Origin of the sequence: Exiguobacterium sp. RIT452 (genome assembly GCF_003598705.1) — a bacterium.
GTDB lineage: Bacteria > Bacillota > Bacilli > Exiguobacteriales > Exiguobacteriaceae > Exiguobacterium_A > Exiguobacterium_A undae.
In genome coordinates, this window is the sequence record NZ_QXJB01000001.1 from 836019 (window position 1) to 849382 (window position 13364).

The following is a 13364-nucleotide window of genomic DNA, read 5'->3' on the forward strand; positions in this document are numbered from 1 at the left end:
TCAGTTTTCCTGTGTTCGTAACCTGATGTAGGAGACAAGCGTCGGGAGAGCCAGCGCCAAAGCGACAGCCGTAGCGAGCAGGAGGGGTACGGTATCGAGCGTAACGTATGTGATGACGGCTGCAACAATCAGTCCGGTTCGAAGGACATTCAATCGAAACGGTGCAGTAGGAACATCCTGATCAGGTACTAGGAATGACATCCGGTACTGGAAGTAGAAGTGGATCAACAATCCGAGTTGGATGATTAGTAAGAAAGTAGAATCGGATTGTTCAAAAAAAATGGCGTAAATCGTCATCATCATGACGAGCAGATACAAACCGGTCGCTAAAAACAGACGTTTCTTCAAAACATATTCTCCTTTTGATTATGTAAGTTATTCTTAGTATACGTACATTCCACCTAAATGTTCCCAGAAATCTTGATTTGAATAATCAGTCATAACGTCATGGAGGGGAAAAGAAGATGTATTATGGATTATGGACGAGGTTCACGACGCAAGTTGGTGAGGAAAAACGATTGATTGAACTACTGTTAGAAGCAGCGGCGTCTCTTGAGTACGTGACGGATTGTCTGCAGTATACTGTTAGTACGACAGGTGAATCGGATACCGTGATGGTTCGGGAAATTTGGACGGACCAAGCGGCGCATGCGGCGTCATTGCAACTGCCGGCGACACGACAGTTGATTGAACAGGCGCGACCGATTCTGTTACATGTCGAACGGGTGCTTGAAGATCAGCCGCACGGGGGAAAAGGACTAAAATAACCTTTCCAAAAAGAAGGAACCTCTATGGTCAGAACACATATTATCGTCATGGGGTGAGAAGATGAACAAACAAGAACGGATCCAAATCATTCAGACCATTCGCAAGCAAACGAGACCGCTCCGGATTTTATCGGCTGTTTTTACCGGAGGCGCCTTTATGGCGGTTCACTTTTTTGACCAATCCATTTGGTCGATCCTTATGCTTCTCTGCGCATTAATAATTTCCGGTGGGATTTTAAGGCGTGAAAGTCACAGGATGAGCCGGCTGTCGGACTCGATACGTGCCAAACGGTTGATTCGACTCCGATCTACCATGAGTTTTGGTATCATCGCCCTTCTACTGATTCTGATTGTTATTTCTGAACTGCTGGGGAAAACTGACTTGTCACTGCTTTATGTGGCAGGGTTCATGCTGCTGGGGATTGTCATTGAAACCGTCCTGGAGCGCTGGATCCGTCGAGCCGATCCGGAACAGCCGTTAAGCAACGAATACCGGTAATGAAATTCCTATGTTGCAAAAAAGTATCCGCGATAGTGAACTGCCCCATAAAAGTTGGACATGAAAATCCAACTTTTATGGGGTGTTTTTTATGGTCAAATATACGAAGGCGTTTAAAATCCAGGTCGCTGAACGTTATCTGACGGGACGAGACGGATACCAAGGTGTGGCGAAAGAATTCGGGATAGCGCGTCAACTGATCCGTGACTGGTCGCGTCTCTATGAAAGTTGGGGGGAGACGATCTTCGATCCTTCCTATACAACCCACTCGCCGACATTTAAACTGGAGGTATTAAATGACATGGCGACCAACGGGCTGTCCCGCATAGAGGCGGCTATAAAATACCGAATCTCCTCCCCAGGGATGATCTCGAACTGGCAATCAACGTATGAACGGGAAGGGGTCGAGGGTCTGGTCGCCAGACCGAAAGGACGTGCCCCGATGGCGAGACGCAAAAAGAATCCTGAAGAGATGACAGAGGTTGAGAAGCTCAAAGAGCGAATCGAGTACCTCGAGATGGAGAACGCTGCGTTAAAAAAATTGAGAGCCTTGGTTCAAGAAGAGAACGCGCGACGAACCGGATCAAGGCGCAAGTGATCGACGAGTTGCGGGCGATCTATCCCGTCCCGGGACTCCTCCGCGTGCTCGGTATGGCGCGAAGCGTCTACTACTACTGGCGGACGCGCCTGACGGGCGAAGACAAGTATGCGGAGGTGAAGGCAGCCATCCATACCCTCTTCCACGAACACGAGGGGCGATGTGGCTATCGTCGCATCCACGCACTCCTCGAACGCCAGGGCTTCCGGCACGATCCGAAGACCATACGCCGTCTCATGAACGAGCTCGGGCTTAAGTGCCTCGTCCGCATGAAGCGATACCGCTCCTATAAAGGGCGAGTCGGGAAGGTCGCGCCTAACCTTCTCCAACGGGACTTCAAGGCCTCCGGCCTGAAGCAGAAATGGGTGACCGACGTCACTGAGTTTCACCTCTTCGGGGAGAAGCTCTACCTCTCGCCGATGATGGACTTGGGAAACCGTGAGATCATTGCCTATACCATGTCGGGCCGTCCCACATACCAATTCGTCGGCGAAATGTTGGACCAGGCAATCAGAAGGCTCGATGGAGAAGCCCAACCAATCCTCCATTCCGACCAAGGTTGGCATTATCAATACCGAGCGTTCATCGATACGCTCCACGAGCACGGCATCACGCAAAGTATGTCCCGTAAGGGAAACTGTCTCGACAACGCAGCCATCGAAAGCTTCTTCGCCGTGCTCAAGTCAGAGCTCCTATATCTCAAGGAGTTCGATGACATGGACCACTTCAAATGTGAGCTCAAGCGTTATATCGAGTACTATAACCATCGTCGTATTAAGAGACGACTAAAAAACCTGAGCCCGGTGGAATACCGGACTCAGGTCCTCAAGGTCGCCTGACGAATTATTTATTGTCTAACTTTTTTGGTTCAGTTCAAAATCCGGATGCTTTTTCTTGTGTTCAACTGACGACATAAGCAGGCAAATCGCTTTCCCGTCCGTCTCTGACATATGATAAGAACGACTCGTACAAAAGGAGGGCTTCTTATTCTGGCCATTATCATTGGATTAATCATCGGGATCCTCGTTCCCGTTCAAACGAGTGTTAACACACGGTTGCGTGGAATCGTCGGCTCACCATTCCTCGCGTCCTTGCTGTCCTTCAGCATCGGGACGGTTTTTTTGATCGTGCTGACAATGTTCGTCGAACGCAATTTCAGTCTGAATCCGGGCGTTTGGTCGGAACCTGGCTGGATTTGGATCGGCGGCGTGCTTGGTGTCATCTTTTTAACCGGAAACATTCTGCTCTTCCCTCGAATCGGCGGTGTCCAGACGGTGATCATGCCGATTTTTGGACAGGTGCTGATGGGGCTTCTGATTGACAACTTCGGTTGGTTTTCTACAAATTCCACACCGCTTTCGTCCACAAGACTAATTGGTGCGGGATTTGTTTTACTTGGTGTCGTCGGAACGGTTGCGCTCGGCGATTGGCTCGCGAAACGCCGGCATCCGGAACAGGTAAAGCCGGTCGATTCGACCATTTACGGTTGGCGCGTTCTCGGTGTCGTCATGGGAATGATGAGTGCCGCCCAAGCCGCGATTAACGGACATCTTGGTGTGGTGCTCGATTCCGCCATTAAAGCAGCGTTGATTTCCTTTATCGTCGGCACGTTGACATTATTACTTGTGAACGTGATCGTCCGGACGAAGTGGCAGTTCAACCGTTCACTTCCGACTCCGTGGTGGATTTGGATTGGCGGGTTGATCGGGGCCTTGTTCATCGCCGGGAATGCTGTGATTGTCCCGCTCGTCGGAACAGGCGTTGCTGTCGTCATCGTGACAATCGGCCTTCTGACCGGCAGCCTTTTAATTGACCGTTTCGGATGGTTTGGCGCAGCGAAAACGCCGGTCACGGGTGTTCAACTGTTCAGTCTTGGTCTGATGATTGTCGGCATCGTACTGATCCGGCTCTAATCAAACATGCTCCCTTCCACTGACGGAAGGGAGCATTTTTTTAGTTCAGTTCAATTTTGACAGCCCGTGATCTCGGGATGACGTCACCAGCAGCAATCAGGACAAACCGAGTCTGATCTTCCGGTACCTGATACACGAGATCAACATGAGACCGTTGATCCAGCGCAAAGTCCGTCCCGTTTTTCCATGCCTTTTTATTCCGATTGACGTAATCGATCGGCTCGTATTTCGTGTTTCCATCATACATCGGGAAACGGTTCGGATAATAATAGGCTGATTCGCCCTCCGCACCACTCTCATCTTCAAGATAAACAGGAACGGTAATATACCGGAAACCTACTTTTTCCTCAAGCTTCAACGAGGACGGCGGTTCCTTCAACAGGGGACCGACCCAGAAATATGAGTCTTTTAAGGCCGGATCGCCCGGGAACGTCGGGACACTTCCTTTCGCCATCAGTTTTTTGATGGCGGCGGAATCGGAAGCTTTTGAAGCTTTCGGCTCATCACGCTTGACTCCCGTCAAACCGTCCTTAATTTTACTGCCGGTTGTCGTAATGACTGGTGTTTCAGCCGTTTTGGTCGCAACCGGTTGTGGCTCGGTTTCATTTGTCGCAAACAGGAACAAGGAAGCGACGCCGGCGACAAGCGCTCCGCCAATCGTTCCAAGTGCAAGCCGGAAGCGACGCTCCGTCGTCTTGGAATTAACGGCGACACTGCCGATGGCGGCATTCGGTGTGATCCGGACGGCACGCTGGGCCGGTAACAAAGCCCCGATGACACCGGTCGCAACCGGAATCAGTAACGTCAGACTCAGGAATCCGAGTTCAGCCGTCGGGAATTGATGGTACATTTTTAAAATCAGGAACACGGCCATCAGGAGTCCTGCAATCCCGGCAATCAAACCGGTCAACAGACCTTCCATTAACACAAGTTGACGGATCATCCGGTCCTGCCAACCGGTCGCTTTCAGAACGGCCAACTGGGATTTCCGTTCATTGACGTTTTGCCACATGATTTCCGTTGTCGTCAGGATAGCGATCAATAAGGCGACGGCCATCGCGACATAATGCATCGTGCCGACTTCAAGCGCCACGAACTCGCCGAGCCAGGAGGCGTACAGCACCCCTTTTAAGCGGAACGTCACGAACAGGAAAAAGATGAACAGACTGGTCGGCAGGGCAATCGCGACGACTGACAGCAACGTCCGTTGCCAGTACGTGAACAACTGATTGAGACTCATCCCGAAAATCGATTGCGAACGGACGAACCGGCGTCCTTTTGAGATTTCTCCGGACCGCATGCTGTCATACGGCTGAATCCGGCGGATCAGAGCCATCGGAACGAGCGTGCCGCCCCAGTAGATGAACAAACCGGCAAGACCGATCAATAAAATTCGACCGAGGGCAATCGGGTGATCCGTCGTCAGCCAAAACGTCCCGAGAATCGACCAGGCAATCAGGGCGACGAGGGTCCCGAGAAGCGTGGCCTCGAGGAACCACATTTTCGACAACTGACGGGGACGCCAGCCAAGCGACAGTAAAATCGCAAACTCTTTTTTGCGGGCGTAGAGCAAAATGATGTTCGAACTGAAGACGTAAACGAGGGCGACCGCGATGACACTGGCGATGACGCCGCTCATCCCGACCTTCGCTTCCTGGAAGATGCTGATCGATGAGCCGAGTTTGATCCACGGTTGCTGCACCCAACCGAGTGCCGCCTGTTTCTCAAGTCCCGGCAGATAGGTCAAGGCCGGTTGCGGGGATGAACCGAGCGTGACGTCCGTGATCAGACCGGTCTTGTCCTCGATTTCTTGAGCGACCGCCTGCAATTTCGCCTCGCTCTGTTCATTCATCGCATCGACACCTTTAACGTTGACACGGATGACGGAAATCGCTTTTTTACCGCGAATTTGAAACGCTGCCTCAAGCGTCGTCAGCATCGACGGCGGTTTCGTCAAAAAGTCATAGGAATCATTGGACGGTTTGACGTCACGGACCGGATTGACCGGTTGTTCCTTGGCGTTCATGACCCACTGGGCTTTCGCCGGGAAATAGGTCTCCATCGGCAATTCCGTTAACGGATCTTTTGAGACATTCAATTTTTTCGGGTTGAAGACGCCGATGTAATCGAGCCGTAGTCGTGGCCAGTCATCACTGGATGTTCCGAATTCCCGCGCTTCCCGATACATCGTCCGTTTGAAGAGTAACGAATCCGGATTGACCTTCTTCGGTTCCACCTGATACGTAAACGGCCAACGGGAGGCATACGGACTTTTGATCGGCTGATAGGTAATCGGCGACGGTTTCAACGCCATCCAGTCGGACCGGGTGACGTCCGTCACGACCGGCGCATGGCTGAGAATATCCTGCACTAACTGTTTTTGGATTTGCTGCGTCGTGATGGTATACTTTTTTGCTTTGTCGGACGTCACCGGGAGCGTCTCCAGATACTTTTTGCCGCCGCGTTCTGAGACATCCATAATCGTCTCGTTCAACGAATCGTTAATCAGCGGCAGATCGAGTTTTTCATACGTATAAATCCGGGACGCATCAACATACTCGCGTTCGTTCAACAGCACCGGAATGGCGACGGTTCCGACTTCATCGACGACACTCGGACGGTCGTCTTTTGTGAAATAGCGGCTGTACGTGTCGGCAAACGTCGCCTCATCAAGACCGATCAGCTTGGCTTCCGCTTCCGGATCAATTCCGGCAAGCATCGTACTGCTGCCGAATTCATAGAGCGGTTGTTTGCCGAGCGGCATCGGGGAGACACCGGCATTTGTCGCGTCACCGGATGGTTCCCAGCCGGCTGCAAGGTACGTGGCAGAAGAGTATTTCTCGACCTTCAAGCCCGTATCTTGCTGGTCGGTGATGGTCAGTTTGTAGATTCCTTCCTCTTCAAACGTATGCGTGCCGATATTTGAGCCGGTCGAACTGTTGCCAATCATCGCGATCGGTGCCGCGACTTCGATATCGGCCATCTCTTGAATCGTTTGATATTGTTGCATCGTGATGCCGCCGTCGAGCCCGCTCATATAGTTCGGCTCGAGCAACTTTAAATCTTCCGTGACACTGCGGCTGCCGGGAGGACGGACGACAATGTCATACGATGACTTCCAACGCTTTTGCAGTTCGTCGACGACGGTGCCGTTGCTCGCTTGCGTCGTCCCGATCAGATAACTGAGTCCGGTACTGACGATCAAGACGCCGACAAGGAGCAGGATGAACCGCTCCTTGTTGCGCCACCAGGAATTCCAGATGAATTTCAGCATCAAAAGCCTCCTTCAGATCAATTTGATGTTTTATCCTTGCTTGCTTTCACCTCAATCTTGATAGCGACGGACTTCGCGAACGCTTCGTCCTTGGCGAACAGGACATACGTGTTGTCCTGCTTCGGCACTTGGAAGACGAGGTCAACGCGGGACGCACGGGGAGAGAAGTACTGGTAACCGGATTTCCAGACGTCCGGATTGTGATTAACATAATCGACGGACTCATAGACGGTGCCGTCAGCGTCGGTCAGCGTATAGCGGTTCGGGCGGTAAGTGCCGTATCCTTCGCCTTCAGGTGCTGTATAGTTGCGTAAGATAACCGGTACGGTGACATACTGTTCATCCTGCAACGCCGGCAGTTTCAACTCTTTCGGCGGTTCAGGCAACAAAGCACCGGCCCGGAAAATCGCTTTCTTCAGCTCCGGATCGCCTGGGAACGTACGGACCATCGCCTGATTCATGATTTCTTGAATGGCACCGGAATCCTGTTTGGCGGTTTTTAGTGTTTGCTTCGGTTTGGAATCAGCACCGGGAGCGGCATCCAAATCGATTTTGACGGTGACCGTTCTCGGGAATGCATCATCCGATGCATACAGGACCAATACTTTTTCGTCTTCCGGTACTTGATAGACGAGATCAACACGTGATTTTTCGGGCGCAAAATACTGATAACTGAACTTCCAGGCTTTCTCATTACGATTGACATAATCAACCGGCAAGTACTCTTTCCCGTCAGGAGCGGTCATCGCATAGGTGCTTGGCCGATAAATGGACATGGCACCTTTTAATGGGGAATCCTGATTATCCTGCATGATCGCTGGAACCGTCACAAAACGGTAGCCGGGTTTTTCTTTTAAATCCAATTCTTTTGGTGTCTCGATGAGCGGAGCGACATAAAAGAACTGATTGCTGATCTGTTCTCCGCCCGGAGTCGTCTGCACCATGCCTTTTTTCATCAGTTTCTTGATTTTTTTGTCAGTTTCTGACTGCGAAACAGCCGCTGTTTTCTTCGACTCATTTTGTTTTAAATCAGCGATTTTCGCACCTGTCGTTTGAACGGTAGACGGCTTCGCCTGCGTCTGTTTTGGTGTTTGCGTGATATCTTCGTTTGCAGCAAACAAGAACAGGCTCGTAACACCGGCGACCAAGGCGACGCCGATCGAACCGAGTGCCAGTTTAAAGCGGCGTTCCGTCGCCTGGGTATTGACGGCGACACTGCCGATCGCCGCATTCGGCGTAATCCGGACGGCCCGTTGTGCTGGTAACAGGGCACCGAGGACGCCGGTCACGACCGGGATGAACAGCATCACGCTGAGGAACAAGAGCTCATTGACCGGGAACTGATTGTAGACATATCCGATCATCGTGAGCGCAATCAGGAGACCAATCAGACCGGCGAACAAACCGGTTAACATGCCTTCCGTCAAGACAAGGAGCCGGATCCAACCGTCGCGCCAACCGGTTGCTTTTAGGACGGCGAGTTGCGGTTTCCGCTCATTGACGTTTTGCCACATGATTTCCGTCGTCGTCAGGATGGCAATCAAGAGGGCGACCGCCATCGCGACGTAGTGCATCGTCCCGACTTCAAGCGCGACGTATTCACCGAGCCACGTCGCATACAAGACGCCTTTCAGTCGGAACGTCACGAAGAGGAAGAAGATGAACAGACTGGTCGGCAGGGCGATCGCAACAATCGACAGCAAAGTCCGCTGCCAGTACGTGAACAGCTGATTGAGACTCATCCCGAAAATCGATTGCGAGCGAACGAGCCGACGGCCTTTGGAGACTTCGCCGGAGCGCATACTTTCAAACGGCTGGATACGACGAATCAAGGTCATCGGGACAAGCGTTCCGCCCCAGTAAATCAACAGACCGGCGAGACCAATCAGCAAAATCCGACCAAGCGCAATCGGATGATCCGTCGTCAGCCAGAATGACCCGAGAATCGTCCAGGAAATCAGGGCGACGAAGGTACCGAGTAGCGTCGCTTCAAAAAACAGCAGCTTTGACAACTGACGCGGACGCCAGCCGAGCGACAGTAAAATCGCAAACTCTTTTTTGCGGGCATACAGCAAAATGATGTTCGAGCTGAAAACATAAACGAGGGCAACCGCAATCACACTCGCAATGACGCCGCTCATGCCGACTTTCGCCTCTTGGAAAATCGCCATCGAGGAACCGAGCTTGATCCACGGCTGCTGAATCCAACCTAAAGCGGATTCATTTTTTAAACCGGGCAGGTAAGTCAGGGCGAGTTGCGGGGAGGATCCGAGTGTCACATCGGTAATCAGTCCCGTCTTGTCTTCAATCTCTTGCGCGACAGCCTGCAATTTTTTTTCGCTTGTTTCATTCATGGCTTCGACCCCTTTGACGTTGACCCGGATGGCCGAAATGGCTTTATCACCACGGAGCTTGAACGCCGCATCCAGTGTCGTCAGCATCGACGGCGGTTTTGTCAGGAAGTCATACGGATCATTCGTCGGCTTAACGTCGCGGACCGGATTAACGGGACGTTCGTTTTTGTCCATGACCCATTGGGCTTTCGCCGGGAAGTACGTTTCCATCGGAAGCTCGGTTAACGGATCCTTTGAAATGTTCAGCTTTTGTGGATCAAAGACACCGATGAAATTCAACTTCATTTTAGGTACAGACTTTAAATTAATCGATGTATCTCCAAACGACCGAGCTTTTCGATACATCGTCCGTTTTGCCAACAGGACATCTTTCGGCACTTCCTGTGGTGTAACCTGATACGCAAACGGCCAACGGGTAGCATAGGGACTGGTCAGTGTCTGGTATTCAACGGCAGACGGTTTTAAATACATCCAATCGAAGCTTCCGGTTGGTTTAGTCGGGACCGTTCCTTTTAAAATATCGTTGACGAGCTCTTTCGAGGTTTCGCTCGTCGTGATCTTGTACACCTTAGCGGGTTGTACCGGAAGTGTCTTCAGATACGATGCGCCGCCTTTTTTCATGATGGCATTAACTGTCTCGGTCATCGAATCATTAACCAAAGGAATGTCTACTTTTTCGTAACGATATTTACGGTAGGCATCGACGTATTCGTGACTATTTAAAATCAACGGGATATTCCATACATCGTCTCCGTTATCTGTCGCGATGTCGTCTTTTGTGAAATAACGGCTGTGTGTCGCTTTTTTTGTTGCTTGGTCAAGACCGACGAGTTTTGCTTCTGCTTCCGGATCAATTCCGGCAAGCATGGTGGCACTGCCGAACTCCATCAGCGGTTGTTTTCCTAAGGCTTGCGGTGAAATATCCCGGTTCAAGCCATCCCCCTCGGAAGGAGACCATCCGGCACCTAAGAAGGATGAACTGGATTGTTGTTCTTTCTGTAAACCGGTATCCTGAACGTCTTGAATGGTGATTTTATAGAAGCCTTGTTCTTTGAAATCGAATGTCCCAATCTGGGCATCCGCATAATAATTCCCGATCATCGCAATCGGCGCGGCGACTTCAACGTCGGAAATTTTTTGAATCGTTTTGTACTGTTGCATCGTGATGCCGCCATCGAGACCGCTCATATAGTTCGGCTCGAGCAACTTTAAGTCTTCCGTCACACTGCGGCTGTCCGGCGGACGAACGACGATATCATAGGAGGAACCCCAGCGTTTCTGCAGTTCATCAACGACGGTGCCGTTGCTCGCTTGCGTCGTCCCGATCAGGTAACTGAGTCCCGTACTGACGATCAGGACGCCGACGAGGAGTAGGATGAACCGCTCCTTGTTGCGCCACCAGGAATTCCAGATAAAAGAGATCATTTCAATCACACTCCTTTGGCATGCATGTAAGTAAAAACACACCTGACGCCATGGAAGCATCAAGCGTGTTGAAGTTAATCGACTTCGATTTTAACGGTATGTGTTTTAGCGAATGCATCACTTGAGGCAAACAGAACAAAGGTTTTTTTGTTAATCGGTACTTGATAGACGACATCCACTTGTGAACGGTACGGGGCAAAATACTGATGGGTATTTTTCCATGCTTTTTCGTTCCGGTTGACGTAATCGACGGATTCGTATTCTTTTCCGGTTTCGTCTTGCAGTGTAAAGCGGTTGGGTTTATACACGCTGTACCCACCATCGTGATGAGAAGTATCTTCCATGATAAAAGGAACCGTGATAAACCGATGTCCGTCCTTTGCCACTAAATTCAATGACTTGGGTGGAGCGCTTAACAAGCGGTCGACACGGAACGTCGATTTCGCGAGATTAGGATCTCCTGGGTAGGTTTGAACAAGACCTTGTTTCATCAGTTTGGCAATCGAGAGTGTTTTCGGTGTGATCGTTTGACTGACGCCCGCTTGTTTCTTTTCGCTTGCAACCGAGGGAATGTTATCTTTAAAGACATCTGTCGTTGAAGCAACCAATCCGAAAGTACCGACGACGAGACATGATGCAGTGATCAATGAAAGCTTTTTCTTGGCAGACCATTTCATGTGACACGCTCCTTTAAAAAAGTTTGGTAATAATTATCAGAATAGTTAAACAAAATATACTGTTAATTGTTCCCAAATGCAATGATTTCGTAATAATTATTCAGAATACGAAGAACTTATTTCCCTTTTTTCTGGAACTATTGCATCGAATCAACGTATGTTAAATTGTAAGATTTTAACCTGTGAAAAGGAAAAATGAATAACTGTGAGAAAACAAATAAGCAATGACTGTCAAAGGAGGAGAAATCATGATTTTTATCGGAATTTTTGCAATGGTTGGATTAGGGGTTTGGATTGCGTCTGCGCGTTTAGGATACCGTGACCGCACACATGACGATCGGGCGTATAATTCAAACGATCATGAAATGGACATCCATCATCGGAACGACCCACCTTCTTGGTGAATCGAAGCTTTGCAAGGGGGAGGATGGTCTGTGATCGTCGATTCCCTTTTTCATAAAAGAGATCAGTTCCTCCTAAAAAATGTATAGTAAATTATGAGGGGGGGAAGATTCATGAAAACGAAACAAGAACGCACCCGCTTTATTCAGGAAGCAAAACGCCGACTGATGAAACAACGGTTGCTAAGTGCCTTATTGTACGGGACAAGCATCGTATTGGTCGTCGCCAACCGAGGTGCCTACTGGCCGTTTGCCGTGCTCGTCGTTGCCTTGGTACTGATTGCCCGGCTCCACTCACAAGAAGTGAACCGGGATATGGCACTGACGGAAAATCGGAACATGAAGCGGATTATTCAAGTCCAGTACGTGATTGATTATTGTTTCATCGTATTGGTCGGTCTGTTCCTGCCGGTCGTCTTGAATCTGGCGCTGCCGTTTTTCACAAGCATCGGCATTTATCTTGTACTCGCCGTTGCACTCTTGATGACCGATTCGATCCTTGAACGTCGCGGAAAGAAACTGGACCCCGAGCATCCGACGAAAAAAGAGTTGCGGACGTATCCGAAGACGTGGAAAAAGCTGAAGACCTAAATGGGGGCATATCAATGCAAGGAACAAACGAAATTTACAATGCATTATCCGAAAATGAAACACTGCGTGAACAGTTAATGCTCGTCGACCGGCTCGGACTGCCGGACGCCTGGATTTGCGCCGGCTATATCCGGTCCTTGATCTGGGGACTGACTTTGACGGAGAAACAGGACATCGATGTCGTATATTACGACACGGCAGATAGATCGGAAGAAACGGAAAAACAGTATGAAGAACAATTGAAGTCGTGGAAGCCGTTGCCGTGGTCGGTCAAAAATCAGGCCCGGATGCATCTGAAAAACGAGTTGCCGCCGTATGCGTCAACATGCGACGCAATCGCGCATTTTCCGGAGACGGTGACGGCGATTGCGGCGAAGTTAACAGACGGACAATTTCAGTTGTATCTGGCATATGGCGCAGAAGATTTACATACCCGGACGATTCGTCCAACCCCGCTGTTTTCAAAAGGATTACCGCTCCACGCCATCTTTCAACAACGGGTGACCGATAAAGGCTGGGACAAACGGTCTGATTTACGGATTGCCTGTCAGTTTGAAACGAACAGCTGAGACCTATCGAACAGGAGGGGGAAGATGAATTTTCGAAAGATGCTGCTTGTCAGTCTGGCCGCGCTGATCGTATTTTACATATTCAGAGAACCTGATCCACCGCCAGACTACCAAAAGAAATTCAACGAATCGATCGAGACCGTGCTGAAACTTGAGAACGAAGAACTTATTCGTCAGAACGAGGCACCCATCGAGCGGAAAGAGACCGGTATCAAGGTGGGTGACGACGGGGACTAGATTGAATTATATTATGATGTGCCGGGCACAGCGACGGACCAGAAACCGCCGCAGCATAG

At 50.3% G+C, this 13364-nt stretch carries 13 protein-coding genes; 9 read left to right on the forward strand and 4 right to left on the reverse strand.

All coding sequences use genetic code 11. The features are described 5' to 3' along the window. Positions 1–348 (reverse strand): hypothetical protein, encoded by a 348-nt coding sequence (locus tag D3D03_RS04465; protein WP_119922916.1) that lies wholly within the window; start codon positions 346–348, stop codon positions 1–3. A 116-nt stretch (positions 349–464) separates the two neighbouring features. On the opposite strand from D3D03_RS04465, the gene D3D03_RS04470 reads away from it, so the two are divergent. The 5 genes from D3D03_RS04470 to D3D03_RS04485 all read left to right on the forward strand — a co-directional run bounded on the left by D3D03_RS04470 (position 465) and on the right by D3D03_RS04485 (position 3777). Continuing rightward, entirely contained in the window at positions 465–767 is a 303-nt protein-coding gene (locus tag D3D03_RS04470) for a putative quinol monooxygenase (RefSeq protein WP_119922917.1), read from the forward strand. A gap of 61 nt (positions 768–828) precedes the next feature. Continuing rightward, positions 829–1266, forward strand: coding sequence for a hypothetical protein (locus D3D03_RS04475; RefSeq protein WP_119922918.1), 438 nt, complete (start codon positions 829–831; stop codon positions 1264–1266). A 91-nt stretch (positions 1267–1357) separates the two neighbouring features. Next, entirely contained in the window at positions 1358–1864 is a 507-nt protein-coding gene (locus D3D03_RS17020; RefSeq protein WP_483297333.1) for a helix-turn-helix domain-containing protein, read from the forward strand. Then, a complete protein-coding gene (locus D3D03_RS17025) occupies positions 1849–2703 on the forward strand; it encodes an IS3 family transposase (protein WP_483297334.1) in 855 nt (284 codons plus the stop codon). The genes D3D03_RS17020 and D3D03_RS17025 overlap by 16 nt, the downstream gene beginning before the upstream one ends. Before the next feature lie 111 nt (positions 2704–2814). After that, positions 2815–3777 carry a DMT family transporter gene (locus tag D3D03_RS04485; RefSeq protein ID WP_119922920.1) on the forward strand — a complete coding sequence of 321 codons (963 nt, stop codon included), beginning with the start codon at positions 2815–2817 and terminating at the stop codon, positions 3775–3777. A gap of 40 nt (positions 3778–3817) precedes the next feature. Here the strand turns inward: D3D03_RS04485 and D3D03_RS04490 are convergent, their stop codons facing one another. The 3 genes from D3D03_RS04490 to D3D03_RS04500 all read right to left on the reverse strand — a co-directional run bounded on the left by D3D03_RS04490 (position 3818) and on the right by D3D03_RS04500 (position 11507). Continuing rightward, complete coding sequence (locus D3D03_RS04490) at positions 3818–7051, reverse strand: ABC transporter permease (RefSeq protein WP_119922921.1); 3234 nt, start codon at positions 7049–7051, stop codon at positions 3818–3820. Between the two features lie 17 nt (positions 7052–7068). Next, the gene (locus D3D03_RS04495) at positions 7069–10830 is read right to left on the reverse strand and encodes an ABC transporter permease (protein WP_119922922.1); all 3762 of its coding nucleotides are present in this window, start codon (positions 10828–10830) and stop codon (positions 7069–7071) included. Positions 10831–10904: 74 nt separating this feature from the next. Continuing rightward, entirely contained in the window at positions 10905–11507 is a 603-nt protein-coding gene (locus D3D03_RS04500) for a hypothetical protein (RefSeq protein WP_119922923.1), read from the reverse strand. Positions 11508–11755: 248 nt separating this feature from the next. Between D3D03_RS04500 and D3D03_RS16780 the strand changes: the two genes are divergently transcribed. From D3D03_RS16780 to D3D03_RS16860, 4 genes are all read left to right on the forward strand, one after another. Then, complete coding sequence (locus tag D3D03_RS16780) at positions 11756–11911, forward strand: hypothetical protein (RefSeq protein WP_199699993.1); 156 nt, start codon at positions 11756–11758, stop codon at positions 11909–11911. Between the two features lie 111 nt (positions 11912–12022). Next, on the forward strand, positions 12023–12499 hold the full coding sequence (locus tag D3D03_RS04505; protein ID WP_119922924.1) for a hypothetical protein: 477 nt from the start codon (positions 12023–12025) through the stop codon (positions 12497–12499). A gap of 14 nt (positions 12500–12513) precedes the next feature. Next, complete coding sequence (locus D3D03_RS04510; protein WP_119922925.1) at positions 12514–13068, forward strand: nucleotidyltransferase family protein; 555 nt, start codon at positions 12514–12516, stop codon at positions 13066–13068. A 24-nt stretch (positions 13069–13092) separates the two neighbouring features. After that, positions 13093–13305 carry a hypothetical protein gene (locus D3D03_RS16860; protein WP_233550637.1) on the forward strand — a complete coding sequence of 71 codons (213 nt, stop codon included), beginning with the start codon at positions 13093–13095 and terminating at the stop codon, positions 13303–13305. Positions 13306–13364: the final 59 nt, after the last annotated feature.